Annotated in this window: 19 protein-coding genes; 7 read left to right on the forward strand and 12 right to left on the reverse strand. The window is 56.9% G+C overall.

Features of this window, described 5'->3' with window-relative positions; all coding sequences use genetic code 11:
- Positions 1 to 912: a helix-turn-helix domain-containing protein gene (locus tag ATO67_RS17180; RefSeq protein ID WP_067652128.1), complete on the reverse strand. Its 912-nt coding sequence runs from the start codon at positions 910 to 912 to the stop codon at positions 1 to 3.
- A gap of 152 nt (positions 913 to 1,064) precedes the next feature.
- On the opposite strand from ATO67_RS17180, the gene ATO67_RS17185 reads away from it, so the two are divergent.
- The 6 genes from ATO67_RS17185 to ATO67_RS17210 all read left to right on the forward strand — a co-directional run bounded on the left by ATO67_RS17185 (position 1,065) and on the right by ATO67_RS17210 (position 9,260).
- A complete protein-coding gene (locus tag ATO67_RS17185) occupies positions 1,065 to 2,294 on the forward strand; it encodes an ABC transporter substrate-binding protein (protein WP_067652131.1) in 1,230 nt (409 codons plus the stop codon).
- A gap of 89 nt (positions 2,295 to 2,383) precedes the next feature.
- Positions 2,384 to 3,292, forward strand: a complete 909-nt coding sequence (locus ATO67_RS17190) for a carbohydrate ABC transporter permease (RefSeq protein WP_082760314.1) — start codon at positions 2,384 to 2,386, stop codon at positions 3,290 to 3,292.
- Positions 3,292 to 4,143, forward strand: coding sequence for a carbohydrate ABC transporter permease (locus ATO67_RS17195; protein ID WP_067652134.1), 852 nt, complete (start codon positions 3,292 to 3,294; stop codon positions 4,141 to 4,143). Before ATO67_RS17190 ends, ATO67_RS17195 begins: the two co-directional genes overlap by 1 nt.
- On the forward strand, positions 4,140 to 6,245 hold the full coding sequence (locus ATO67_RS17200) for an alpha-galactosidase (RefSeq protein ID WP_067652136.1): 2,106 nt from the start codon (positions 4,140 to 4,142) through the stop codon (positions 6,243 to 6,245). Before ATO67_RS17195 ends, ATO67_RS17200 begins: the two co-directional genes overlap by 4 nt.
- Positions 6,238 to 7,329 carry an ABC transporter ATP-binding protein gene (locus ATO67_RS17205; RefSeq protein ID WP_067652139.1) on the forward strand — a complete coding sequence of 364 codons (1,092 nt, stop codon included), beginning with the start codon at positions 6,238 to 6,240 and terminating at the stop codon, positions 7,327 to 7,329. The genes ATO67_RS17200 and ATO67_RS17205 overlap by 8 nt, the downstream gene beginning before the upstream one ends.
- Positions 7,329 to 9,260: a beta-galactosidase gene (locus ATO67_RS17210; protein WP_067652142.1), complete on the forward strand. Its 1,932-nt coding sequence runs from the start codon at positions 7,329 to 7,331 to the stop codon at positions 9,258 to 9,260. The genes ATO67_RS17205 and ATO67_RS17210 overlap by 1 nt, the downstream gene beginning before the upstream one ends.
- Before the next feature lie 50 nt (positions 9,261 to 9,310).
- Here ATO67_RS17210 and ATO67_RS17215 read toward each other — a convergent pair whose 3' ends face one another.
- The 10 genes from ATO67_RS17215 to ATO67_RS17260 form a co-directional block, all read right to left on the reverse strand.
- The gene (locus ATO67_RS17215) at positions 9,311 to 11,554 is read right to left on the reverse strand and encodes a heavy metal translocating P-type ATPase (protein WP_067652145.1); all 2,244 of its coding nucleotides are present in this window, start codon (positions 11,552 to 11,554) and stop codon (positions 9,311 to 9,313) included.
- A 233-nt stretch (positions 11,555 to 11,787) separates the two neighbouring features.
- Complete coding sequence (locus ATO67_RS17220) at positions 11,788 to 12,723, reverse strand: dihydrodipicolinate synthase family protein (protein ID WP_067652148.1); 936 nt, start codon at positions 12,721 to 12,723, stop codon at positions 11,788 to 11,790.
- A 158-nt stretch (positions 12,724 to 12,881) separates the two neighbouring features.
- Positions 12,882 to 13,601: a GntR family transcriptional regulator gene (locus ATO67_RS17225; protein ID WP_067652151.1), complete on the reverse strand. Its 720-nt coding sequence runs from the start codon at positions 13,599 to 13,601 to the stop codon at positions 12,882 to 12,884.
- Between the two features lie 114 nt (positions 13,602 to 13,715).
- Positions 13,716 to 15,473 (reverse strand): GAF domain-containing sensor histidine kinase, encoded by a 1,758-nt coding sequence (locus tag ATO67_RS23800; protein ID WP_067652154.1) that lies wholly within the window; start codon positions 15,471 to 15,473, stop codon positions 13,716 to 13,718.
- Positions 15,474 to 15,596: 123 nt separating this feature from the next.
- Positions 15,597 to 18,683, reverse strand: a complete 3,087-nt coding sequence (locus ATO67_RS17235) for an efflux RND transporter permease subunit (RefSeq protein ID WP_067652157.1) — start codon at positions 18,681 to 18,683, stop codon at positions 15,597 to 15,599.
- A complete protein-coding gene (locus tag ATO67_RS17240) occupies positions 18,680 to 19,927 on the reverse strand; it encodes an efflux RND transporter periplasmic adaptor subunit (RefSeq protein WP_067652159.1) in 1,248 nt (415 codons plus the stop codon). Before ATO67_RS17240 ends, ATO67_RS17235 begins: the two co-directional genes overlap by 4 nt.
- Positions 19,928 to 20,244: 317 nt before the next feature.
- Positions 20,245 to 21,237, reverse strand: coding sequence for an esterase-like activity of phytase family protein (locus ATO67_RS17245; protein WP_067652438.1), 993 nt, complete (start codon positions 21,235 to 21,237; stop codon positions 20,245 to 20,247).
- Positions 21,238 to 21,265: 28 nt separating this feature from the next.
- Entirely contained in the window at positions 21,266 to 23,170 is a 1,905-nt protein-coding gene (cobT, locus tag ATO67_RS17250; protein WP_067652163.1) for a cobaltochelatase subunit CobT, read from the reverse strand.
- A gap of 98 nt (positions 23,171 to 23,268) precedes the next feature.
- Positions 23,269 to 24,258: a cobaltochelatase subunit CobS gene (cobS, locus tag ATO67_RS17255; protein ID WP_067652166.1), complete on the reverse strand. Its 990-nt coding sequence runs from the start codon at positions 24,256 to 24,258 to the stop codon at positions 23,269 to 23,271.
- Positions 24,259 to 24,322: 64 nt separating this feature from the next.
- Positions 24,323 to 24,949 (reverse strand): J domain-containing protein, encoded by a 627-nt coding sequence (locus tag ATO67_RS17260; protein WP_067652440.1) that lies wholly within the window; start codon positions 24,947 to 24,949, stop codon positions 24,323 to 24,325.
- 114 nt (positions 24,950 to 25,063) lie between these two features.
- Between ATO67_RS17260 and ATO67_RS17265 the strand changes: the two genes are divergently transcribed.
- Positions 25,064 to 25,345, forward strand: a complete 282-nt coding sequence (locus tag ATO67_RS17265) for a BolA family protein (RefSeq protein ID WP_067652168.1) — start codon at positions 25,064 to 25,066, stop codon at positions 25,343 to 25,345.
- 10 nt (positions 25,346 to 25,355) lie between these two features.
- Here the strand turns inward: ATO67_RS17265 and aroB are convergent, their stop codons facing one another.
- Positions 25,356 to 26,489: a 3-dehydroquinate synthase gene (gene aroB / locus ATO67_RS17270; RefSeq protein ID WP_067652170.1), complete on the reverse strand. Its 1,134-nt coding sequence runs from the start codon at positions 26,487 to 26,489 to the stop codon at positions 25,356 to 25,358.
- Between the last annotated feature and the right edge of the window lie 4 nt (positions 26,490 to 26,493).

The raw sequence follows: 26,493 nt of genomic DNA on the forward strand, positions 1-26,493 counted from the left end.
TTAAACCTTGCTGCGCATACTGGCGCGGTACTGCTTAGGCCGCATGGCAAAACGCTCCGAGAATGCTTGATAAAAGCGGGAAATCGAGCCAAATCCGGACTCAAAAGCCACATCCGTAATCGGGAGATCGGTTGCAATCAGCAGGGACTGGGCCGTGTCGAGACGGTGGCGGATAATGGCCTGGTTGATGGTCATGCCGACAGCACGCTTGAACACCGACATGGCGTAGTTGGGGTGCAGCCCCGCATCTCTGCCGACATCTTCGGAGGAAATCTCGCTCAGTGCATTTTCCGCGATGTAGCGCAGCATGCGCTCCACATGCTCCATGCGTTCACTGTCATTGGCGCCGAGGCTCGCTATGGCCGAGCCTTCTTCGCGCAGATCGCGCCAGCCATCACGCTCGATGCGAAGCACGCGCGCGCTCAATTCGTTGCGCACGATCTCAATGAGACCTTCTTCACCAGAGCGCAACTCATCACGCCATCGCTGAAATATATCCTGGTCGTAGGAGCGCAGTTCCAGCGCTTCGATCATGGCGCCACGAAACACCGCATCCCTGAAACGGGTCAGGCTGGCAAGACCAAGAAAGAACGACATGGGAATGTAAAGGCAGACGAAGGCCGTCCCTTCCGCACGCTCGATCACCTGATGTGGAATCATACCCCAGAACAGGCACAGTCGCCCCTTGCCAATGGAAAGCTCGCGCCCGTCGAACCAATAGGTCATCTGCCCTTCGAGAACGAAATTCAGCTCCACTTGACTGTGCATGTGCGGCCCGGCCATGACCTGCACCAATGATGTTTCGCCAGCGCAAAAGCGGTGATCGCCGAAGACAACCAGCGGATGCCGTGGGTCGTGCTCTGGATGCACCGGCACGGATTCATCGCGCCGGGCAAGCTGTATGGACACCATAATCTTAGAATCCTAGAGAAACTATCCGGAATTTCGGTAGCTTATTGCGGGTTTCGGTCAGATGTTCAAGCCGAACTTGGATTTGGCTTGGGAGGGCGTGCTTATGGTTCACATTCTCCACGGCGACATGTCACGGTCATAGGGAGGAAAACATGACCCTTTTTAAAAGCCTCAGCGGAGTTGCCTTGTCGGCAGCGCTGTTCTCATCTGCCTTCGCGGGCGAGATCACCATCAATTCCGACCACTCGGACCCTGTGCCGAAGAAGGCCATGGAAGAGCTGATCGCCGACTTCCAGAAGGCCAATCCTGACGTGACAGTGAAGTGGAACAACTTCGATCACGAAGGCTACAAGTCTGCCATTCGCAATTTCCTGACCGCAGATGCCCCTGACGTCGTTGCATGGTATGCAGGCAACCGCATGGAGCCTTTCGTCAAGGCTGGTCTCTTTGAAGACGTGACGGATGTCTGGACTGCGAACAGTCTGGAAGACCAGTTGAAGTCCGCGTCTCCTTCCATGACAATCGACGGCAAGAAATGGGGCGTTCCCTACACCTACTATCAATGGGGCATCTACTACCGCAAAGACATTTTCCAGAGCCAAAGCATCACGCCGCCCAAGACGTGGGACGAGCTTCTGGCTGCATCGAGGAAGCTGAAAGACGCTGGCATCACGCCGTTCACCATCGGCACCAAGGCACTGTGGCCAACGGCTGGATGGTTCGACTATCTCGACCTGCGCATCAACGGCTATGATTTCCACATGGAGCTGACATCGGGCAAGGTCCCCTATACGGACCCGCGCGTGAAGGCCGTGTTCGAGAAATGGGCCGAGCTGGTCAAGCCGGGCTATTTCATTGAAAACCATGCCGCTATCGACTGGCAGGATGCCGTTCCGCAGTTGGTGCAAGGCAAGGCAGCCATGTATCTGATGGGCAATTTTGCCGTTGCCACATTCAAAAACGGTGGACTGAAAGAAGAGCAGATCGGCTTCCTGCCCTTCCCGGAAATCACCGCTGGTCTTCCCGTGGCCGAGGAAGCGCCAACCGATACGTTCCACATTCCAAAGGGCGCGAACAACAAGGACGATGCGAAGAAATTCCTCGCCTATGTCGCATCACCGCAAGCGCAGACGAAAATGAACGCGACGATGGGTCAGCTGTCCGTCAACAACAAGGCGGAAAAGCCCACGGACCCGTTCCTCGAGGCTGGCTTCGACATGCTCTCCAAGGCAACTGCCATCGCACAGTTCTATGATCGCGATGCGCAGGCGGAAATGGCCAAGGCCGGTATGGAAGGCTTCCAGGAATTCATGGTCAAGCCCGACAAGATCGACGCCATTCTGGCACGTCTCGAAAAAGTCCGCGCCCGCGTCTATAAATAATAACCCTTCCTCCCAGCTCCGGGTGCCGTAAGAGGCACTGCCCAGGCACCCGGCCGCTTTCTTATATATATTTTCCCAAAGGTGCCGCCGTGAGCAACGCCGTTTCACCACCGCCCAGTTTCTGGAAACGCAATCAGCAAAAACTAGCCCCCTGGCTCTTTCTCGCCCCCGGCTTGTTGATGTTTGTCCTTTATGTTCTGGTGCCAATTTTCCAATCCATCTGGATCAGTTTTCATGACTGGGACGGAATGGGTGAGATGAGCTGGGTTGGCTTTGGCAATTATGCCGAGCTGCTTCAGGACGACACATTCTATGTCTCGCTAAAAAACAACATCATCTGGCTGGTGCTGTATCTCCTGTCCATTCCGGCAGGCTTGGCAGTGGCGTTGTTTCTGAACCAGAATGTGCGCGGCATCCGTCTCTATAAATCGCTGTTCTTTTTCCCCTTCGTCATCAGTCAGGTCGTCGTCGGCTTGATGTTCACCTGGTTCTACGCACCGGATTTCGGGCTGTTTTCCAAGCTTCTGGAACGGCTGACCGGCCAGCAGATCGCGATCCTCGCCGACGAAAACTACGTGACCTACGGCATCATCGTTGCTGGCCTCTGGCCCCAGACAGCCTATTGTATGATCCTTTATCTGACGGGCCTCAACAACATCAATCCCGAGCAGGTGGAAGCCGCGCGCATGGATGGCGCCAAGGGTTTCAAACTGTTGTGGAACATCATTCTGCCGCAGCTGGCGCCCGCAACCTTCATCGCCATGGTCGTCACCGTCATCGGCTCGCTGCGCTCCTTCGACCTCGTCTCCGTCATGACCGCTGGCGGTCCCTATGGCTCCAGCTCGGTGCTCTCCTATTTCATGTATGAACAGGCGCTGTCGGAATACGGCTTCCGCATGGGCTATGGCGCAGCCATCGCCGTGGTCCTGTTCCTCATCATGATGATTTTCATTACGCTCTTCATCGTGCGCATGCTGAGCCAGGAAAGGAATTCCTGATGTTCCCCGCACCCATTCAGACAGCCTCACCCCTCATTCGCTGGGGCTACAAGATCATACTGCCGATTGCGCTCATTCTCTGGCTTTTGCCATTGATCGGCGTGGCGATCACATCCGTCAGACCGGCAGGTGATTTTGCCGCCGGCAATTACTTCGGCATTCCCTCGGGCTTTGCCGGCGTTGAGAACTACACGGCAGTCTTCCGGGATTCGCCCATTGGGCTCTATATTCTGAACTCGTTCAAGGTCACGATCCCGACCGTCATCGGCGCTGTTGCACTGTCCTGCCTCACCGGCTTTGCGCTGGCAGTCTACAAGTTCAAGGCCAACCTGCTGCTGTTCTTCATGTTCGTGGCTGGCAACTTCATTCCGTTCCAGATCCTGATGGTGCCGGTGCGTGACATGACGTTGCGGGCCGGTCTTTACGATACGACCATGGGCCTTGTGCTGTTCCACGTCGCGTTCCAGACCGGGTTCTGCACCCTGTTCATGCGCAATTTCATCAAGGGGCTCCCCTTTGCGCTGATCGAATCCGCGCGTGTTGAAGGCGTGTCGGAATGGAAGATTTTCCGCCATATCGTGCTGCCGCTGATGCGCCCGGCCATTGCGGCGCTCTCCGTCCTCGTCTTCACCTTCGTGTGGAATGATTATTTCTGGGCCACGGTTCTGGTGCAGGGACAGCACGCCATGCCGGTGACCGCCGGTCTCTATTCTCTGAACGGACAATGGGTTGCCGCCTGGCATCTGGTTTCGGCAGGCTCGCTGGTTGCGGCTCTGCCGCCCGTTGCCATGTTCTTCATCATGCAAAAGCACTTCATTGCCGGACTGACACTGGGAGCGACCAAGGGATGAGCCATATCATCACAATCGGCAAAGGAAGCTTCACGCTGAACCTTCGCCTGCCCGAACTCGGCATGCCCGAAATCCTGTCCTTTGCAACAGCGGCAACCTCTGTCGATCCGCTGTTTGACATCGAGCGTTCCAGCCGGGTGAACGGCATGGACGTGGCTGTGCCCACCTCGGTGCTGCTGCCAACGGGTGGAATGGGCTTTTTCGGCTGGCCTGCCATTTCAGGCCACCGGCAGGGGCGTGATTTCACGCTGCAGTTCGGCGCGTGGAAGGTGGAAACCGCAGGACATGCGACGATCCTGCGCGGCCATGATGACGTGGTGAAAATCGATATTGCGATCACCCTGACCGAGCATGTGTCCGGCCTGATCTCCATGTCCACATCGCTGACCAACCGTGGAGACACCGACTACCAGCTGGACCGCTGCATGGCGGCCACCTTTGCGTCTTCGGCGGGTGAAACGGAATTGACCACCTTTACCGGCATGTGGGGACGTGAGTTCCAGACCCGCAAGGAAGTTCTCTGCAACGGCATCTGGTCTCAGGAAAGCCGTCGCGGGCGCACATCACATGATCGTTTTCCGATGATCTTTGTCGAAACCGCTGGGCAGCGTTTCGGCGTGACACTCGGATGGAGCGGCAACCACCATGTTGTTATTGACCGCACGGATGATGGCCAGCGGCTGATCCATTTGGGTGAACTGTTCGAGCCGGGTGAAGTCATTCTCCCACCTGGCGAAACCTACCAGAGCCCCGTTGCCTATGCCGGGCCGGATACTGAGGCATTTCACGCCTTCGTGCGCGGTGAGCTTCTGGACTGGCCCGGTGGCAAAATGGCTCCGCGTCCGGTGACGCTGAACACCTGGGAAGGCAACTACTTCGACCACAAGATGGACTCTCTGAAGGCGCAGGCAACAGCTGCGGCAGAGATCGGCATCGAACGCTTCGTGCTGGATGATGGCTGGTTCGGCAAGCGCGATGACGACACCACAAGCCTCGGCGACTGGGATATCGATGCCCGCAAATATCCTAAAGGGCTGAAGCCGCTGGTGGACCACGTGACCGGCCTTGGCATGCAGTTCGGCATCTGGTTCGAGCCTGAAATGATCAACCCGGTATCGGAGCTTTACAAGAAGCACCCGGATTGGGCCTTGCAGATCGATGGTCGTCCGCTGCTGCAATCGCGCACCCAGCTTGTGCTTGATCTGACACGGCAAGAGGTTTCCGACTACCTGTTTGCCAAGATCGACGCTGTCCTTGCCAACCATGCCGTTTCCTATGTGAAGTGGGACATGAACCGCGACCTGACCCATGCGGGCGGGCGTGATGGCAAGGCGAAGATTTCGGCTCAGACCCGCGCCGTCTATGCGCTGATGGACCGCGTGCGCGCGGCGCATCCGACTGTCGAAATCGAAAGCTGCGCCTCCGGCGGTGGCCGCATCGATTTCGGTGCCTTGGCCCGCACCCACCGGGTCTGGACATCGGATTGCACCGACGCTCTGGAACGGCTGGAAATCCAGCGCGGCGCATCGCTGTTCGTGCCGCCGGAAATTCTCGGCAGCCACATTTCCGCGTCGCCCAACCATCAGACGGGCCGCCGCCATACGCTGGCGTTTCGGGGGCTGGTGGCCATGGCTTACCATCTGGGCGTCGAGCTCAATCCGCTGGAATTGACGAACGAGGAACGCAGCGAGCTGAAACTCTACATCGAAACCTACAAGCGGCTTCGTGCCCTGCTGCATGCGCCGGGGGCGAATTTTCAGGCAGAGCCTGTGGACGGACGTTACGTCTGGGGTGCAGCAAGTGCCGACAAGATCGTCGTTATCGTCGCGCAGGGGCCGCAGATGGTGGGCGAGCAACCGGCACCGCTCAAACTGCCTGCCAGCGTGACCAAGCTGGGCGGCACATGGAAAATCACAAATTCACTTCCGGCAAAGCCGGAATTCATTCGCATCTCCGAGGGCCAGACAAAGCTGCTCTCCGGCGATATCAGCTTCGAGCTTTCCAGCGTGGGCCTTACAGGCCTGCCATTGCCGATGCTGAAACCGGAAAGCGCGCTGCTCCTCGAACTGGAACCTGTCAAGGGAGGCAAGATCAATGGCTGACGTAAGCCTGCGCAACGTCAAGAAAGAGTTTGGCGCTCTCAGCGTCATCAAGGGCGTCGATCTCGACGTGAAGGATGGCGAATTCTGCGTCTTTGTTGGCCCCTCCGGCTGCGGGAAATCCACGCTGTTGCGGATGATTGCCGGTCTGGAGCAGATCACCTCCGGTGCCCTTTCCATTGGCGGCAAGGACATGACCAAGATTGGACCCTCGGAACGGGGCGTGGCCATGGTTTTCCAGTCCTATGCACTTTATCCGCATATGACCGTCGCTGAAAACATCGGCTTTGGACTTCGCATGACCGGCCATTCCAAGGAGATGATTGCAGAGCGCACGGCGCATGCGGCCAAACTGTTGCAGCTTGAACCGCTGCTTCAGCGCAAGCCGGGCCAGCTTTCCGGCGGCCAGCGCCAGCGTGTGGCCATTGGCCGTGCCATTGTTCGCAACCCGGAAGTCTTCCTTTTCGATGAGCCGCTGTCCAACCTCGATGCGGCCCTGCGCGTGCAGATGCGCGGCGAGCTTTCTAAGCTGCACAAGGATCTGAAAGCAACGATGATCTATGTGACCCATGACCAGGTGGAAGCCATGACGATGGCCGACAAGATCGTGGTTCTGTCTGCGGGCAAGATCGAGCAGGTTGGAACGCCGCTTGAGCTTTACCACCGTCCGGCAAATCTCTTCGTGGCTGGCTTCATCGGCTCGCCGAAGATGAATGTGCTGAAAGTACCCGCGAAGAGCCAGAGCGGCAAAATCAGTCTGACCCTGCCCGGCAACGTGCCACTTACCCTTGACGGTCCTGCTGGTGCCTCGTTGGCAGGCGCATCTGTTGGCATCCGCCCCGAGCACATGAGTGCCACTGGCGAGGGCGACGTGGTGCTGGAAGGCACGGTGCGGCTTGCGGAATATCTCGGCTCGGAAACGCTGTTCTTCGTGGAACTGGCGGATGGCTCGGAAATCTCCGTCAAGGCGGATGGTCTGGCCAGTGCCAAACCGGGCGATACGCTGAAACTCGGCATCAATGCCAAGGCATGCCACGTCTTTGACGAGCAAGGCCATGCCATCATCAATGGGGATTTGACGCGATAATGCTGGGCGTATGTTATTATCCAGAGCACTGGGACGAAAGCCGTTGGGCTGAAGACGCACGCCGCATGCGCGAGCTTGGCATTTCCTTTGTGCGCATTGGTGAATTTGCCTGGTCGCGGCTTGAGCCTGCGCGTGGGGAATTCGATTTCGGCTGGCTGGACCGGGGGATGGACGTGCTCCATGCCGCTGGCCTCAAGGTTGTGCTGGGAACGCCCACCGCCACGCCACCCAAATGGCTGGTGGATGAGCATCCCGATATTCTGCCCTATGACGAAGACGGCAAGGTGCGCGGCTTTGGCTCGCGTCGGCATTACACCTTTTCGTCTCAAACATGGTGGCGGGAAAGCGCACGCATTGTCGAGATTATTGCGCAGCGTTATGGCGCACATCCCGGCCTCGTCGGCTGGCAGACGGACAACGAATATGGTTGCCACGACACCACCGCATCCTGGGGTCCAGAAGATCTCAAGCATTTCAAGCAATGGCTGCGCCTGCGCTATCAGTCGCCGGAACAGCTGAACGAAGCCTGGGGTTCGGTCTTCTGGTCGATGGAACTGAAGAGTTTCGATGATGTTTCGCTACCGAACCTTACAGTCACCGAAACCAACCCGGCAACCCGCCTCGATTTCTGGCGGTTCCAGTCCGATCAGGTTGCGGCCTATGACAAGATGCAATGCGATATCATTCGGAAGCACTCGCCAAACCGCTGGATCACCCATAATTTCATGGGTTTCGTCTCGGATTTCGACCACTTCAAGGTCGGAGACAATCTCGATCTTGCATCCTGGGACAGCTATCCAATCGGCTTTGTCGAGAAGTTTCCCTTCACCGAAGAAGAGCGCAACTGCTGGGCGCAGACCTCGCATCCCGATATCGCGCCCTACCATCACGACCTCTACCGCAGCGTCGGCAAGGGTCGCTTCTGGGTGATGGAGCAGCAACCCGGCCCGGTGAACTGGGCACCGTGGAACCCGGTGCCGAAGCCCGGCATGGTGAGGCTATGGACATGGGAAGCGCTGGCACACGGGGCTGAGGTCGTCAGCTATTTCCGCTGGCGGCAAGCGCCCTTTGCGCAGGAACAGATGCATGCGGGCCTGAACATGTCAGGTCTGGATGAGCTTTCTCCCGGCGGGCTGGAAGCACAGCAGGTTGGCAAGGAACTCGAGAGCTTCGGCAGCCTGCCGGAAAGCGGCAGGGCGCAGGTCGCACTTGTCTTCGATTACCAGAGCTACTGGACGACAATGATTCAGCCGCAGGCAAAAGACTTCCGTTACGAGGAGCTTTGCTTCCGCTGGTATGAAAGCCTGCGCCGTCTCGGTCTGGATATCGACTTCGTGCGCCCGGGCGATTCGCTCGAAGGCTACGCACTTGTGGTCGTTCCCTGCATGACGGAAGTCGATGTAGCAGCGGAAGCTGCTCTTGCCGGGGCAACAGGGCAAATCCTCATCGGTGCACGCACCGGATCGCGAGACCGCAACTTCGTCATTCCTAAGAATCTGCCGCCGGGACCGTTGGGTGAGCGCACCGGCAACCGTGTCACACAGGTCTCCACCCTGCGACCCGGTCTTTCCGACGCGGTGTCTGGCGAGGTAACCGGCGCTGCCATTCGCTGGCGTGAAACGGTGCAGACGTCTGCCACAGTGGTCGCACGCTTTGCCAATGGCGACCCGGCGCTGACGGAAAAGGGCAATATGCTGTATCTGGCGTGCTGGGCAGACGAGACATTGCTGAGCAACGTGCTGGCGCTGGTGGCTGCAAAGGCTGGTCTTAAAACCATGCCGTTGCCGGATTACATTCGCATACGCCGACGCGGTAATCTGACGTTCGCCTTCAATTACGGTACTGAAACCTGGACCGTGCCGGATGGCGCAAGGCTAGTGCTTGGCAAAAACGTGCTGGAACCACAAGCCGTGTCGGTCTGGAAAGATTAGGCTTCTCCGTCAAAAACGGGGCTGCATTCGATCGTGCAGCCCCTTCTATTTTAAGCTGATTTCAATCGCAGCAGCCTCAAGGCATTGAGCGTTACCAGAACAGTTGCACCCGTGTCGGCCAGAATGGCGGGCCAGAGGCCGGTGAGGCCTATGACTGTCGTCACCAGAAACACCAGCTTCAGGCCCAGCGACATCGCGATATTCTGATGAATATTGCGCATGGTGCGTTTGGACAAATCGACCATATTGGCGATATCGGCGACACGCCCGTGCAGGACGGCGGCGTCTGCCGTTTCCAAGGCGACATCCGTTCCGCCACCCATGGCAATGCCGATATCGGCAGCGGCAAGCGCTGGTGCATCGTTGATACCATCTCCGACCTTGCCGACAACGAAGCCCTGGGCTTTCATCTCTCCGACGATCCGCTGCTTGTCCTCTGGCATCAACTCGGCGCGAACCTCGATGCCGAGGGTTTGACCGATGGCATCCGCGGTGCGTTTGTTATCGCCCGTCAGCATGACGATCTTTATGCCCCTGTCTTTCAGCAAGGACAGGCCGGACATGGCATCGGCACGCGGCTCGTCACGCATGGCGATGGCACCGGCGAGTTTTCCGCCGACCAGCAGAACGGAAACCGTTTTACCCTCATCGTTCAATGCGGCAATTGTCGTGAGATGCCGGTCTGGAATGGCCACTCTCTCGGCGGCAGCGCGGGGGGAGCCCAGAAATATCTCCTGCCCCTCCACGACGGCGGTAACGCCTTTGCCGCCCAGTGCTTTTGCGTCTTGCGCGGCAGGGACGAGGACGCCATCTTTCTCGGCCTTGGCGAGAATGGCGAGTGCAAGCGGGTGGCTCGAACCCGTTTCCAGTGCTGCGGCGAGGCGTAGAACATCCGTTTCAGCTAAATCGAATGGCAGGATATCCGTGACCTTCGGCTTTCCTTCCGTCAACGTCCCGGTCTTGTCCAGCGCAATGGCGGTAAGTTTTCCAAGCCCTTCAAGAACCGCCCCGCCCTTCATCAACAGCCCGCGACGGGCACCAGCAGACAGGGAAGCGGCAATGGCAGCTGGTGTGGAAATGACCAGCGCGCAGGGGCAGCCGATCAACAGAATGGCCAGCCCCTTATAAATCCACTCATTCCAGTCCGCCCCCATGATGACGGGTGGCACAATGGCAACCAACGCTGCGACAAGCACCACTGAAGGAGTGTAATATTTGGAGAAACGGTCGATAAAGCGCTCGGTCGGCGCCTTTTTCTCCTGCGCCTCCTCCACCAGCTTCACGACGCGAGCGATAGTATTGTCTTGCGCTGCCGCCGTGACCCGGACGCGAAGGGCCGCGTTACCATTGACCGTACCGGCAAAGACGACATCGTCCACACCCTTGTTCACCGGCACGCTTTCGCCCGTGACTGGTGCTTCATCGATACTGCTATCACCCGAAACGATCACACCGTCAGCCGAGATACGGTCGCCCGGACGCACGAGGATAATGGCGCCGACGGCAAGCGTTTCGGCCGGCACTTCTCGTGTCTTGCCAGCGTCTTCCAACAATGCCGTCTTGGGAACGAGCGCGGCAAGCGATTTGATGCTGTCTCTGGCTTTCCCGGCAGCCACGCCCTCCAGCAACTCCCCGACAAGAAACAGGAAGACGACGGCGGCCGCTTCTTCGGTTGCATTGATGACGAGAGCGCCAAGCGCCGCAATCGTCATCAGCATTTCTATGGAAAACGGCGTGCCGGCAAATGCAGCCATGATCGCGCGGCGCGCAATCGGCACCAGACCCACGAGCATAGCAAGTGCAAAGGCGTAGATTTGAATAGCGGGAAACAGATGCCCGACACCATAGGCAACGACCAGCGCTACGCCTGCCAGAATAGTCGTTTTACCCTTTTTGCTTTTCCACCAGGCTCCACTGTTCGGCGCGTGGTCATGACCATGCAAACCTTCAACAACCACCGCAGCGCCGACGTCCTGAGAGGTGTGACCGTGACCGTGGTCGTGGTGATGTTCATGGTCATCCGTGCAGCAGGAACCCTGGTGGTGGGATGCTTCCGGTTTGCCGGAAACGCCCGCTGAAAGCTGCGCGGCCTCGTAACCCAGGCTGGTCACCTTTTTCCCGATAGCGATTAGGTCACTTTTCTCATCATGACTGACAGTCATCGTGCCTGCGGTGACGGAGACGGAAACGTCTTCCACTCCTGGCATGCGCCGCACAGCGGTATCGATCTTGGAAGCGCAGGACGCGCAATCCATACCTTCGACGCGAAATCTTGTCTGCAACGACGTTCTCATCTGACATTCCTCTCGGTTATGAGGGATGTCTTACGACCTCTAGCAACTAGAGGTGCAAGGCTAAAAACCTGCTTTTTTTGGTGCTAGGTCATGATGAACCATATGCGCGGCACCACAGCTGGAAATCTGCCGAAAAGCAGATCGCCTGCGTCAAACATCAAACCTTGAAAACGCAAATGCGCCCCGTCAGGGCGCATTTTCTTTTGGTCTGCCTGTAAAAGCGGCGACCAATATCAGTTCGGATAACGCGATGCGTACCATGCCTTGAACAGCGCATACTGGTTTTCAAGCTGGCGGCGCTGGGATGCGCTGAGTTCATCCGTCTCATTGAAGTGCAAGCTGTACTCAGCGTCACCATTCAGCACCATCAGATACTTGTAATGGAGCACCAGATCCGGACCCTCATCATAGGCAGAGAGTACAGTCAGTGCTTCCTCGAGCTCCCGTGCGTCACGGCGCGCCGTAGCGTCACCCTTTGCCGCCTTTTCGCACAGGGAAACGAGGTGCAATACTTCCTTTGGCAGCGCGTTGCCAATGCCCGTGATGGCACCGCCTGCGCCGCAATTTACGAAGCCATGGTAGACGCCGGTATCCACTCCGATCATCAGTGTCAGATCATCATCACCAGCAGTGATGTTTTCGGCAGCATAGGTCATATCCGCCTTGCCACCGAATTCCTTGAAGCCGATGAGGTTCGCGTAACGCGACCGAAGATCGAAAAACAGCTCGGCGCGTGTTGCAAAGCCATAATAGGGGCTGTTGTAGATGACAGCTGGAAGGCCATCAGCGGCCTCCAGAATGGCTGAAAAATGCGCCTTCTGGGCCGAGGACGACGAACCACGAGACAGAACCCGCGGGATGACCATCAGGCCCTTGGCACCAACCTTGGCGGCATGCGCGGCGTGGCTGACAGCAGACTTCGTGTTGATGGCACCGGTGCCGACAATGACGGGAATGCCCGCGTCAGTCAGACGCTTTACGCCTTCCTGGCGCTCTTCATCCGTCAAAAGCGGCCAGTCACCCATCGAACCGCAATAGACGACAGCGGACATGCCAGCCGCGATCAGGTCCTTGCCCTTTTTGACAAGTCCATCAAAATCAGGCGTTCGGTCCGCATTGCATGGCGTCATAAGCGCGGGAATGCAGCCGGTAAAAATCGTATCTGCCATGTCTGAAACCTCATTTTTCTTTAGGGGCGTAATGACCCGTCTCAATCATTGCCCGATGATTATCACGGCGCTTACTACTTGTCGACAAATAAAATACAAGAATTTTCGCGGGTGCGATGTGTGTGACCGTGGGGAGTCGATCCGTGTCGATTAAAACGTCAGAGCGGCAAATCCACGCTCTGGCGGGTATCGGCGGCAATGTATGAGCGAATTTGCTGCACGATCTGATCGGCGTGCGCAACGGCAATCTGGTCCGACTTCCCGACATCCCGCTCAATAATCGCCCGGATCATATCCTCATGTTCGGTAACATAGTGGCGTGGCAAGACATCGTTGAATGACGAATAATAAAGTCGCAGGATGCGGCGTCCCTCATCAAGCAAACGGGTGAAAAGCTCCGTGTAGTGCCGGTTGCGACCAGCCCAGGCGATTGCGAGGTGAAAGTCCCGGTTGGTGGAAATCATGGCAAGAACATCGCGCTCGTTTACCGCCGTCTCGAACGACTTCTGAAACGCCCTGATGGTGACGATATCGTCTTTGGTGTGGTTTGCAGCAGCAAGCCGTGTTGTCACGCGGTACATTAGTGTCAGCGCATCAAAAAATTCGGGAAGACCGAGAAAATCGATTTGCGACACGATGGTTGCGCGGTTTGTCAAAGTGGTGATCAGCCCGTCGGCCGAGAGTTTGACCAGAGCCTCACGGATGGGCGTTCTGGAAAGCTCGAAACGGTCGGAAAGCTGAACTTCATCGATCGGACTTCCGGGCGCAAGCTTGAGTTCGATGATCTCGTTGCGCAAGGTCTCATAGACCGTGGCGACGCCAAATCCTCGGCGATGCGTCTGCTTTTCCCTGTCATCCAGCTTTTGATTTTCAATCATCGCGCACAACCCCACAACCATATCGATATGTTCGTGTACGATATTCAGCGGGATAACGAAATGCCTCTGTAAGGACTGTCGCTCTTGCGGGCTATCAAGCCGCTTCCATACGTTTTATGCGCCTGGAAGTGAATGCTCCGGGGTCAAAACCGGCATGGAAAATGTAAACCGCGTTTCTACGTGGTCGGAGTGAACGGCGATGGCCCCATTATGCGCCTTGGCAATTTCCGAGGCGATGTAGAGCCCGAGACCAAGCCCTTCCATGCTGGGGCGCAGATCACCTCTGCGAAATGGCTGAAACAGCTTATCAAACGTTTCGACAGGAATTGGCGTGCCGACATTGCTGACAGAAATGTGCAGATGGCCATCCCCGACGTAACCTTTGATCGTGACAGGGCCGTCCGTGATGCCGTGTGTCAAGGCATTCGACACGAGATTGGAGAACATCTGGGCTATCCGCAAACGGTCGATGAACAGCGGCTTGGAAATGTCGAAATCGACCTCGATGCTTCTATCGGGATGTGCAACGAGAAGTTCATCAATGACGTGGGACAATGTGGTCGCAACGTCGTGCTCGGCAATATCAAGAGAAATACCGCCGCCCAGCCTCGCCCGTGCCAGATCCATGACGTTGTCGACCAGTCCGCCCATGCGGGCAATGCTGGACCTCATCAGCTTCAGTATCAGCGGGCTGCGCTCGGTCCAGCCTTCTTTCAAGAGGCGGGATGTACCCGCGTCTACAGCAGCAATAGGATTGCGCAGGTCATGGCCGAGAACCGCGATGAACTGCTCGCGAAGCTCCGACACCTGCCGCTCACGCTCAAGCATATCCTGTGTCAGTTTCAGCCTTTCATCTGCATCCAGATGATGGCCGATCAATTCGGCAAAAAGCCGGAAGGCACCCAGAACCTGCGGATTATTGACCTTGGCAGGGTTGGGATCGATCGCACATAACGAGCCAAAGAACTGGCCGTTGGACAGTATGATCGGTACTGAAATATAGCTCCGAAGGCCATAGATCCGCGGCGTATGATGATCTTTGTAAAGAGGATCGGTCGCGGAATCGTCGAAGACGACGGCTTCGCGGTGATCACGGATTTCATTGCACAATGTACTTTCAACCGGCAGTTCATCGCCAGGCTTCAGGCCAAACCCAACGTGATCGAGCGACTGGCAGGTAACCCATCGGTCTTTCGTTACCCTGGTAACAGCGGCAAAACCCATGCCGGTCATACGAAGCACGACGTCCAGAATAGTGGGAACCGCGGCGATGCCGCCTACCCTCTCGATGTCTTTCGAAAAATCGCTTTGGTCGCCTGAAAAATCCGGCAGAAGGCTGCGTGCCTGCGCCAGATCACTCGATAGCGCACCAATCAAATCCACGGTTTCAAAGGCAGACGTGGCGGCACTGGCCAGTGCCTCGAGGACATCGATCTCCCATTGGGTCGGCTCATAGACATAAGACCAGTAAGCGCCGATTGCGCCGATGGGATTGTTTGCGCCCACCGGCGCCATAACCAAAGCCTTGACGAAGGTGTCGGCGTAAAGGTCGTGCGGGATACGTTCATCTTTTACGATGTCCGGAATCACAGCCGTCTTCCGGTTCATCATCGCCCAGCCGCTGATGCATGCGGCAGCCGGAAATCTCTTCCCTTTCCAAAGAGGACCAACGGCATCCTCTTCGACATAGTGGCAGAGGTCGTTATCCCGACGGATAATGGCGATGCCCTGACATCCCATGAGCGCGCGGGCCGATGCGCGAACAGCCTCGATGACGTCGTCCTGTGTCCTTGCGCCTGCAATTCTTGCAGTTGCCTCGGTCAAGCTGGAAAGCGACGTCAACGGGATCGATGAGAAGTCACGCAATGCCATGTCGGTCGTCTTTCCCGGACTATGGCCGTGTTGCAACAGAGATTAGCACCTTTGCACATGTACACGAATAGAGCAAATGCATGATATTGCAGGTCCATTCGTGACAGAGATGCGGCCGTTGCCCTATTGCGTGACAGGCTCCTGCCGTTTGGACTTCCATAACGATTTCAGGAAGTCTGAGAAACGCTCTACCTCCACGAATATCACCGGCGTCATGAAAAGCGTCAAAATCTGGCTGACGATAAGTCCTCCGACCACGGCAATACCGAGCGGTTGACGAAGCTCCGAGCTCGCGCCCGTTCCCAAAGCGATGGGAAGAGCACCGAAAAGCGCGCAGAATGTCGTCATCATGATCGGACGGAGGCGCCGCACGGCTGCTTCGTGGATAGCCTCCAGCGTTGGCATTTTCTCATCGCGTTGCAAGGTCAAGGCAACATCGATCATCATGATCGCATTCTTCTTGACGATACCTATCAGCATCAGCAATCCGATCAGCGCGATGATGGACAGGTCAAAGCCGAACAGCTTGAGGGTGAGCAGCGCGCCAAACGCCGCCGATGGCAGGCCGGACAGGATGGTCAACGGATGCAGGAAGCTTTCATAGAACACGCCCAGCACGATGTAGATGGTAAGGATCGCCGCGCCGATGAGCAGGCCGGTGCTATCACTGGTCTGTTTGAATATCTGCGCGGCACCGGCGAGACTGGTTGTTACAGTCGAGGGAAGCTGTATCTGCTGCTTGATTTGATCCAGCTGCTCCGTCGTGGTGCCCAGCGCTACGCCTGCTGGAAGGTTGAACGACAGGGTAACAGCTGTCAGCTGTCCGGTCTGGTTGACGGTAACTGGACCGGAGACGCGCGTTATTTTTGCGAAGCTCAACAGCGGAACGAGCGTTCCGGATGTCGAGCCGACTTTGAGCGCACCCAGCGTCTGCTCGTTCCATTCCAACGACTGATCATATTCGAGAATGACGTCATAGCTGTTGCCGGTCGTCTGGATTTGCGTTGCGACATAGCTGCCGAACGCTGCTTCCAGCGTCGTGCGCAAGGCCTGTGATGTCACGCCGAGGCTGTTTGCTCTATCGTGATCGACCTCGATGTGGGCCTGAAGCGCACTGTCCTGCAAGTCGGATGCGACATCGACGAAATGCGCGCTATCTGCCCGCATGGCGTCTCCGAGTGTCTGAGACCATTGCCGCGCAGCGGACGCATCGATGGATTGCAGCACGACCTGATAAAGGCTCTGGGTGCTTCTTCCGCCAAACCGCAGACTTTGCTGCGGAGTGATGAATGTTTTCAGACCGGCAATGCTGGATAACGAGTGCCGCAACGTACCCAGCGTCACGTCAAGCGCCGGCCTGTCGTCGGCGGGTTTCAACTGCACCAGAAGCGTACCTGAGTTCAGCGCCGAACCGCCAGGGCCGGAACCCAGCGTGGAGGTGACGTGGGCCACGGCGGGATCGGCCGACAGGATATCTGCGGCCTTCGTCTGAAGCGCGTTCATCGCCTTATAGGATATGTCCTGCCGAGCCTGCGTCGAAACCGTCAACAGGCCAATGTCTTCGGTCGGAAAGAAGCTGCGGGCGAGGCTCGAGAACATCCAGCCGGAACCGATCAAGGTGAGAACGAACAGAATTATGACAACGAAGCGGTGCGCAAGGCACCAGCCGACCGATCGGCCATAGGCATCCGTTGCCCGGTCGAACAACGTCTTTTTCGGGTTCTCTGGCGCCTCGTGGTGTGGCAACCGTGCGGCCAACATGGGCGTAACCGTAAGCGAAACGACAGCAGACGACATGATGGCAAGCGTGACGACCACGCCGAATTCGTTCAGCACGCGTCCAACGATACCGCCCATCAGGAGGATCGGCAAAAAGACGGCGACCAGCGAGATCGACATCGAGATGATAGTGCCGGTGACTTCGCTGCTGCCTTCAATGGCTGCCTGAAACGGCGGCATGCCCTCTTCGACTTTGCGGACGATATTTTCCAGCATCACGATGGCATCATCCACCACCAGACCGACTGAAAGTGTCAATCCGAGCAGGGAGATGTTGTCGATCGAAAATCCGAGCGCATACATCGCACCCAATGTGGCAACCAGAGACAATGGTACGGCAAGGCCTGGAATGAGCGTGGCCCATATCTGACGCAGGAAGAGATAGATGACCAGGATCACCAAGCCGAGTGTCACCATAAGCGTCACTTCGACGTCGGCAACCGCGGCACGGATGGAGACCGACGCATCGTTGACGACATTGATGTGCATATTCCCGGGCAAGCCCGCCTGCAACTCCGGAAGTTTCGCCTTGATGGCATCAACGACGGCCACGGTATTTGCGCCCGGCTGACGCTGCACGGCCAGGACAATGGCTGGCGTACCATCCAGCCAGCTGCCCTGATTGACGACTTCCACACTGTCCTTGACTGTGGCGACATCCTGAAGGCGGACGGCCCGGCCATTTGGATTAGCGATAATCAACGTGCGAAACGCAGCCGCGTTGGTACGTTGTGTGGATGCATCCAACGTCAATGCTTGCGACGAATTTTGCAGGGTGCCAATCGGTGATTGATTGTTCGCGGCAGCCAGCGTCGTTGAAAGACTATCGAGCGACAAGCCACGGCTGGACAGTTTCGACGGATCGACCTCCACGCGCACGGCATAGGTCTTGGCACCGAAAATCTGCGCCTGCGCTACGCCTGAGATAGTGGATAAGGCAGGTGAAATGACATTCTCGGCCAGATCATCCATCTTCGTCAGTTCGGCACCGTCGCTGGTGAGCGCGAGAATGATCACCGCAGCGTCAGCGGGGTTAGCCTTACGATAGCTCGGCGGCGACGTCATATTGTCAGGCAATTGCCTTTGAGCGCGCGCAATGGCCGCCTGGACGTCCGCGGCTGCGGCATCGATGTTTCGTGACAGATTAAACTGGATCGTGATCTGTGTGTTGCCGAGCGAAGAGCTGGCCGTGATCGTATCGATACCAGCAATGGTCTCGAATTGTTTGATAAGGGGCGTCGCGACCGAACTCGCCATGGTGTCAGGCGCTGCGCCCGCAAGCTGTGCGTTCACATTGATAGTCGGGAAGTCTGCCTGAGGTAGTGCTGCAACTGGCAGGTTTTTGTAGGCAGATGCACCGGCGATCAGCACGCCGATGATGAGAAGGATCGTGGCAACCGGCCGACGGATGAAAATCTCGGAAATGTTCATGGCGCAGTACCGGCGATGGCGTCAGCTTTCGGAGCGGCTTCATGTGTTTGTTCAGCGACGGTCACATGACTGCCATTCGTCAGGCTGGCCTGCCCTTCGACAACGACCGCCTCGCCATCTGCCAAGCCTTGCGAGAGACCGGCTATCTTGCCGTCACTGAGGGCCAGCGTCACCTTGCGCAATTCAACCGTATTGTCGGGATGGACGACATAAGAAACATATCCATCGCCACGAGGCTGAAGTGCAACAAGAGGAACCGTCACCAGATTATCGATTTTACCCGCATTGACCGTGACATTCAAAGATTGGCCGGGCCAGAACGTTTCGGCTTCATTGTCTAGACGGACACGCAGTTTGAACGTCCCGGACGCGGAATCGATCGTGTTGTCGATGAAGACGATGTCACCAGACCCGGACATTTTTTCGGTCTGCCCCTGGGTTGGATACACATCTGCCGTCAGACTTTTATTGGAAAGGTTCGTACGAACGAGATCGATATCCGGTTCCGGCAAGGTAAATTCGGCGTAGACCGGCTTCATCTGCGTCAACATCACGACATTGGCGCCAGGAGCCACATATGCGCCTCGCGACAAAAGGACAGCACCCAGTTTGCCATCAAAGGGCGCATGGATTTGGGTTTGCGACAGCACAACATTGTCGGCCGCAAGATTTGCCTTGTCGACGGAAACAGTAGCAGCAGCCTGTTTGGCCGTCGCGGTGGCATCACTGAATTGCTGCTGGGTGTCGACGCCTGATTTACTCAGGCTTTCCACTCGGCCAAGTGTCGCATTCGCAGCATCCAGCACCGATTGATCCTTGGCCAGTTGCGCTTCGTCGCGCTCGATATTCGCCTTGATCGTTCGGTCATCCAGTTGCACCAGCAGATCGCCCGCCTTGACCTCCGCACCATCGCTTGCCAGCACATTTGCAACAATGCCGGAAATAGGGCTCGTCAGTGCGGTCTGCGCTACGGGAACGATCGAGCCGATCGTCTGGCGCAAGACCGGCATCGATGCCGTCCTGGCAACCGCCACCTTTACCGCTGAAACACGCGCGCCAGCCTGTCCGCCACCGCCCCGTTTGCCGCCGCCCTTGGACTGACCCTCTGCCGCAGCATGGGTATCCGACGTCTTGACCGAGGTCTGGCTTGCCCATGCAGGAAGATACGATTCCACTGTTTCGCGATTGATGAACAGCACGGCGGAAATGGCAGCGATCAGCACGACTGTAATGACATATTTCATGCGGAAGTCCTTTGGACAGCTTAGCAAATGCGCGACAGGCTAATCGATACACTTCACGGTCGGAGTATATTCCTGGTAGAACAGCGAATGATAAAGTCAGTGAACGTGTATCTTCAGAGTCGTATTATGCAAACGAAATGGGTTGTATCGATAGGGCTGTAGAGAACGGGTCTCTAGCATCCCTCTAAACCACTTAACGCGCCAAATACTCAAAACGGAAGATGATGGAAGATTAAATTGCTGTAATATTTGAGATATTCGTAAAAAAGCAATGACTGTTCTATCTGACAATTTGCGATTTCATACCAAAAACAGCTCTATTGGGTGAGCTTGAATTCCAGCATGATGTTTCTTTGCAGGAAAGAATGATTGTCGTCCGAAACAAGAATGACGTGTGTCGAGCCATCCGGACCGGCGATGACATCGATACCCTCCATATTGTCGATCTGGTTTGAAAGATCGGCTTTCATGAGAACTTCACCATCAACGACAGCGCCGGGTTTGATGGCATCGACAGAAATACGACGGATGCGCATTCCTATACCCTCGGCCAGATTGAAGCGGCGTTCCAGCAACAGCAGATCGCCGTTGGGCAAAAAGGCTCCGTCTGTTACCGAAAAGGAGCTGTCATGGGCGACGGCAAAAATTCCCTTGCGCGGTCCTTCGAGGACAGCTGCAAAGAGGTGTCCATCCTTGTCGAAGCTCCCCTCCGCGACGATCACCATAGCCCCCTTGAGAGGCCCGTCGATGGGCGAGAGCACAAGCGTCTCTATTCCGGCGTTGCGACGAAACTCCTCAATCGGGATGAGGACCGGCAATTGCCCTACAGGCTTTGCAGTTGCGAGATCTTTTCGGGCGAATATTTCGATCCGCGGCCAACGCTCGTAGCTGACGAAGGCTTGACCGGCGCGGAGCGCCAGTCCTTCCGCGTCCATATCCATCTTGCGTTTCGCCTCGTGGCCATTTTCATCCAGCATGGTGTCGATGCGGACATCTGAAATGCCAGACAACACATCGGATGGGTTGCGATCTATGGCGCCAGTGAGCCAGTGGCCGGTGTCCAGCACCGCAAGAAAATGACGGCCATCCGGTAGAAAACGAATGCTGGAGATTGCGCCAAAAAGCGGTTCGGGAGAATGCATGATCAGCCCGCCGACGAATTCCAGCTTGCCGAACCGTTTCTCTTCTGAACCGACTTTGAACGTGGGTATCTGACGCGCGCTGACAGGCACATCGACTGTGGACGCAGCCATGGTGGAGGGCGCTAGTGTGCCCGTCAGAACGAGCGCTGCACCAAGAGCCCGTTTCATGATCCGAATGGCAGCAGCAAAAAACTGCCTAGCTGGCACGGCGTGCCCTGCCGGAACGGCGTGGCGCGCTGCTGGTGTCCTCGAAAAGGGCTGCCAGTTGTTCGGTCATCGCGCCCGCCAGTTCGTCAGCGTCCACGATTGTCACGGCGCGACGATAATAGCGCGTCACATCGTGGCCGATGCCGATGGCAAGCAGTTCGACCGATGACTTCGTTTCGATCTGCTCGATGACGGCGCGCAGATGCCGCTCCAGATAATTGCCGGGATTGACCGAAAGCGTGGAATCATCCACCGGCGCACCGTCGGAGATCATCATCATGATCTTGCGCTGTTCGGGACGATTGATGAGGCGATTATGCGCCCACATCAGCGCTTCACCGTCGATATTTTCTTTCAGCAGGCCTTCACGCATCATCAGGCCGAGGTTCCGGCGCGAGCGACGCCATGGGGCGTCTGCCGATTTGTAGATGATGTGGCGCAGATCATTGAGGCGCCCCGGAGATGGTGGCTTGCCACCGGCCAGCCACTGCTCGCGCGATTGCCCACCCTTCCAGGCCTTCGTCGTAAAGCCGAGAATCTCCACCTTCACGCCAGAACGCTCCAGCGTGCGCGCAAGAATATCGGCGCAGGTGGCGGCAACGGTAATCGGGCGGCCGCGCATGGAGCCGGAATTATCGATGACCAACGAAACGACCGTATCGCGGAACTTGGTGTCACGCTCCTTCTTGAAGGACAATGGCTGCATCGGATCGATGACGAGGCGCACAAGACGTGCCGGGTCGAGGTATCCCTCCTCCAGATCGAAATCCCAGGAACGGTTCTGCTGCGCCATCAGGCGGCGTTGCAGCCGGTTGGCCAAGCGTCCGACCGCACCCTGCAAGTGAGCAAGCTGCTTGTCGAGGAAGGCGCGGAGACGGTCCAGTTCGGCTTCGTCGCAAAGCTCCTCGGCCGAAATTTCTTCGTCGAACTCCTGTGTGAAGATGCGGTAATCCACCTTCTCATTGAAGTCATCGAAAGGGCTGTTGGGACGGCGGGTTTCGCCGGGAGTTTCGGAGTCCTCATCGAGATCGTCGGACATTTCGTCTTCAGACATCTCGGCGCCGTCCATCTCGCCGTCTTCCATCTGCTCCTGAGAAGCTTCGCTCTCTTCGGCAGGGGCGGCATCTGAACCGGCCTCTTCCTCGATCTGCTCTTCCTGCGTCTCGTTGCTGGCAGGCTGATCTTCTTCGGAATCCGTCTCCTGGCTTTCGTCCTGATCCTCGTCGTCGCCAAAATCCTCCGCCATCTGCATGGAAGTCAGCATCTTACGGACGAGCCTGGAAAATGCCTTTTGGTCGTCCATGACCTTCGACAGGTCCTGAAGATCGGCAGATGCCTTTTCCTCGATGAAAGAACGCCACAAATCCAGAACCTTGCCGGCACTCTGGGGCGGCTTTTCACCCGTCAGCCTTTCGCGCACCATCATCGCCACCGCTTCGGAAAGCGGTGCGTCTTCCTGCGTATCGATGTTGACGAAATTCGCCTTGGCATATTTCTCGGTGTTCATCGCCCGGATGTTGGACGCCATGCCGGCCATGCGCCGTGCGCCGATGGATTCGACGCGGGCCTGTTCCACCGCATCGAAGATGAGACGGGCATCCGGCTCTTGAGGCGACATGGTGGCGTGGACATCGCTATTGTGACAGGCAAGCCGCAATGCCATGGAATCACCCAGACCACGGGTGACAGCAATTTCCTGTGCGGTCGGCTTCCTGGAAATTTCCGGCAGGCGCATACGCTCACCGGTAAGGCCCGGCCGCTCATTGGCGAACACGACTTCGACCTGCGCATCGCCTGCAACGGAGCGCACGCATCCTGTGATGGCCTGACGCAAAGGTTCGGAATCGATTACCGCCCCGGATTTGGGTCTCACATTGTCGCCACGGCCTGCCATTGTCTTTCCTGTCGATCCTGAACGCCACCCTTATCACCAAGGCTAAAGGGTGGCTTTTTCAACGCGTCGGTGATGCCTTCCGGAAAAACCGGAAAATATCAGGCGCTGAGAACGATGTTCGCAGCACTTTCTTTCAACTCAACGCCGAATGCGCGCTGATAATGTTCGGCCACCAGCGTCCGCTCAAGCTCATCGCACTTGTTGAGGAAGGTAACGCGGAAAGCAAAAGCGATATCGCCGAAGATATCGGCATTTTCTGCCCAGGTGATGACTGTGCGCGGGCTCATGACCGTAGAGAGATCACCGTTGACGAAGGCCGAACGAGTCAGGTCGGCCACACGCACCATCTTCGATGCTGTTTCGCGGCCCTTGGCGTTATCGAGGCTCTTCACCTTGGCGACGACGATGGCAACTTCCTGCTCGTGTGGTAGATAGTTCAGCGTTGTCACGACAGACCAACGGTCCATCTGCGCCTGGTTGATCTGCTGCGTGCCATGGTAAAGACCGGTCGTATCACCAAGACCAACCGTATTGGCAGTCGCGAAAATACGGAAGGCAGGGTGCGGGCGGATGACGCGGCTCTGGTCAAGCAAAGTCAAACGGCCGGAGGATTCCAGCACACGCTGAATAACGAACATCACGTCCGGGCGACCGGCATCATACTCATCGAAAACCAATGCCACATTGTGCTGGTAAGCCCAGGGCAGAATGCCGTCCTTGAATTCCGTGACCTGTTTGCCGTCTTTCAGAACGATGGCGTCCTTGCCGACGAGGTCGATACGGCTGACGTGGCTGTCGAGATTGACGCGCACGCAAGGCCAGTTCAGCCGCGCGGCCACCTGTTCGATATGGGTAGATTTGCCGGTGCCGTGGAAGCCGGACACCATGACGCGTCGGTTGTGAGCAAAGCCGGCTAGAATGGCGAGCGTGGTGTCACGGTCAAACAGGTAGTCGGGGTCTAGGTCCGGCACATAAGCGTCGCCCTGCGAATAGGCGGGCACACGAAGGTCCGCATCGATACCGAAAACATCGCGCACAGACACAGTCGTATCCGGCAGGTTGGTAATATCCAGGTCAATTTTGCTCATAACGTCTCCAAGGCGGGTAGCAGCCACCCGGCCACATATCTATCAGGCGATCACAGGAAAGGGCTTAGCAGAAACCAGATTGCTTTAACAATTGGTACGCTTGAATAACAGCACGAAAACGCTCTTCCGAACCACGATCACCACCATTAGCATCAGGATGATGTTTTTTGACAAGCTCTTTATAGCTCTTTTTGATCTCTTCTTGCTTGGCATTTGCAGAAAGTCCGAGCGTATCGAAAGCTTTTTGTTCCAGCGTCTTCAGCTTGCGGCTCTGCGCATAACGCGGGCCGCCGCTACGTCCCTGACCTGTAAAGCCGAAAGGATCACGGATGCGCGCATTGGTCGCGCCAGCAGAACCCGAGCGCAATGTGGAGTGCAACGGACTGTCGCCAGCGGTCTTGTTCACCCCGACCGTCCATGTTGGGCGGTGGCCGGTAATGGCTTCTTTCTGATACCGGGCAATCTCGCTATCTGAGAGACCCAAGAAATAATTATAGCCTTTGTTATAGTCTTTCACATGCTCGAAACAAAACATGAAGAACTGCCCCTCGGCGTTACGGCCGACAGGTGCGCGGTGAACGCCCGGTTTTTCGCATCCGTCCCACTGGCAGGCTGGAGCTTTGATCTCCGGCTCCGGCTCCCTTTTGCGACGCGTGCGAATACGGTCGAAATATTTCGAATCCAATTTCATGGTAACCTGATTATGGTGCGCGAGAATGCGCACGACAAGAATTGACAAATCGGAATGTTACAGGCTCTTAGAGAGCCCTTTTTCAGAGGCAATAACGATTTGGAGACCGAACAGATGTCCTTGCGCCAGAGCATTGAAAACAAGCTCAAAGAGACGTTTTTACCGGTCAGGTTGAACGTTATCGACGAGAGTCATTTACACGCTGGCCATCAGCCCGACATGACCGGAACGGATGAGACGCACATGCGTGTTCAGATAGTGTCGGAAAGCTTTTCCGGCAAGTCACGAGTGGATCGTCACCGCGCGATCAATGCCCTGTTGAAGCCGGAACTGGATGCCGGACTTCACGCGCTCGCAATAGATGTCGCAGCACCGGGCGAAGCCACACGTTTCTGACCTGATCCAGTTAGCCGGGGTGTTTTTCGGTCAGGAAGGACTGCACCTCGGAGGAGGCAACGTCATCGGCGACGAATGATTGCCCGATGCCGTGGGTCAGGATGAAGGTAAGTTTGCCGCCCTTTACCTTCTTGTCCTGCGCAATCGCCGCCATCAATGTTTCCACCGGTGGCAATTCGCCGGGAATGTCTTTCATCGTCGTCGGCAGGCCCACGGCCCTCAGATGCGCCTCGACACGGGCGGCATCATCTGGGCTCGCTAGATTGAGGCGGGCTGAAAACTGGTGCGCCAACACCATGCCGATAGCCACGCCTTCGCCATGCACCAGACGCTTGCTGTCATATTCCGTTGCTGCTTCCAGCGCGTGACCGAATGTGTGGCCAAGATTGAGAAGCGCACGAACACCATGCTCTTTCTCGTCCGCGACGACCACATCCGCTTTCGCCTGACAACTGGTGGCAATGGCTTTGATACGGGCAGGGCCGCCCTTGACGACATCCGGCCAATTGTTTTCCAGCCACTCGAAAAACTCCGGCTTGTCGATAAGTCCGTATTTGACGACTTCAGCATAACCGGCACGAAATTCGCGTGGGCTCAAAGTATCCAGCACTGCGGTATCTGCCAGAACGAGATCGGCCTGGTGAAAAACGCCGAGAAGATTTTTGCCGTATCGCGAGTTGATGCCGGTCTTGCCGCCGACGGATGAATCCACCTGTGCTAGAAGCGATGTCGGTATCTGCACAAAGCGAACACCGCGGCGCACGATCCCCGCCGCAAAGCCTGCGAGATCGCCAATCACACCGCCACCCAGCGCAATCACGGCATCGTTACGCTCTACGCGGGCAGCCAGAACGGTGTCGCAAACCGTCATCAGATGTTCGAAGCTCTTGGTCTTTTCACCGGCAGGAAGGGTGAGAGACACAGCCTCGATACCGTCGGTCTGAAGGCCGTCCATCAGGGCTTCTAGGTAAAGAGGTGCCACATGCTCATCTGTTATGATGGCGGCGCGCTTGCCCTTGAGACGGGAGGAAATCTCACCGCCGGCACGCGCCACCAGACCGGGGCCGATCAGAATATCATAGGCACGATCACCAAGCGGCACATGGACGAGGTGTTCTTCGGTCTGGCTGGGAAGAGATGTCATAAGA

Origin of the sequence: Agrobacterium bohemicum, assembly GCF_001562555.1 — a bacterium.
Lineage (GTDB): Bacteria > Pseudomonadota > Alphaproteobacteria > Rhizobiales > Rhizobiaceae > Agrobacterium > Agrobacterium bohemicum.

Bases quoted from the DNA above. Each gene is read 5' to 3' on its own strand.
- ATO67_RS17245 (WP_067652438.1), bottom strand. From the start codon at position 21,237: ATGAAACGGGCTCTTGGTGCAGCGCTCGTTCTGACGGGCACACTAGCG.
- ATO67_RS17205 (WP_067652139.1), top strand. From the start codon at position 6,238: ATGGCTGACGTAAGCCTGCGCAACGTCAAGAAAGAGTTTGGCGCTCTC.
- cobT (WP_067652163.1), bottom strand. From the start codon at position 23,170: ATGGCAGGCCGTGGCGACAATGTGAGACCCAAATCCGGGGCGGTAATC.
- ATO67_RS17220 (WP_067652148.1), bottom strand. From the start codon at position 12,723: ATGGCAGATACGATTTTTACCGGCTGCATTCCCGCGCTTATGACGCCA.
- ATO67_RS17265 (WP_067652168.1), top strand. From the start codon at position 25,064: ATGTCCTTGCGCCAGAGCATTGAAAACAAGCTCAAAGAGACGTTTTTA.
- ATO67_RS17185 (WP_067652131.1), top strand. From the start codon at position 1,065: ATGACCCTTTTTAAAAGCCTCAGCGGAGTTGCCTTGTCGGCAGCGCTG.
- ATO67_RS17210 (WP_067652142.1), top strand. From the start codon at position 7,329: ATGCTGGGCGTATGTTATTATCCAGAGCACTGGGACGAAAGCCGTTGG.
- ATO67_RS17195 (WP_067652134.1), top strand. From the start codon at position 3,292: ATGTTCCCCGCACCCATTCAGACAGCCTCACCCCTCATTCGCTGGGGC.
- ATO67_RS17240 (WP_067652159.1), bottom strand. From the start codon at position 19,927: ATGAAATATGTCATTACAGTCGTGCTGATCGCTGCCATTTCCGCCGTG.
- ATO67_RS17200 (WP_067652136.1), top strand. From the start codon at position 4,140: ATGAGCCATATCATCACAATCGGCAAAGGAAGCTTCACGCTGAACCTT.
- aroB (WP_067652170.1), bottom strand. From the start codon at position 26,489: ATGACATCTCTTCCCAGCCAGACCGAAGAACACCTCGTCCATGTGCCG.
- ATO67_RS17260 (WP_067652440.1), bottom strand. From the start codon at position 24,949: ATGAAATTGGATTCGAAATATTTCGACCGTATTCGCACGCGTCGCAAA.
- cobS (WP_067652166.1), bottom strand. From the start codon at position 24,258: ATGAGCAAAATTGACCTGGATATTACCAACCTGCCGGATACGACTGTG.
- ATO67_RS17215 (WP_067652145.1), bottom strand. From the start codon at position 11,554: ATGAGAACGTCGTTGCAGACAAGATTTCGCGTCGAAGGTATGGATTGC.
- ATO67_RS17225 (WP_067652151.1), bottom strand. From the start codon at position 13,601: ATGATTGAAAATCAAAAGCTGGATGACAGGGAAAAGCAGACGCATCGC.
- ATO67_RS17180 (WP_067652128.1), bottom strand. From the start codon at position 912: ATGGTGTCCATACAGCTTGCCCGGCGCGATGAATCCGTGCCGGTGCAT.
- ATO67_RS23800 (WP_067652154.1), bottom strand. From the start codon at position 15,473: ATGGCATTGCGTGACTTCTCATCGATCCCGTTGACGTCGCTTTCCAGC.
- ATO67_RS17235 (WP_067652157.1), bottom strand. From the start codon at position 18,683: ATGAACATTTCCGAGATTTTCATCCGTCGGCCGGTTGCCACGATCCTT.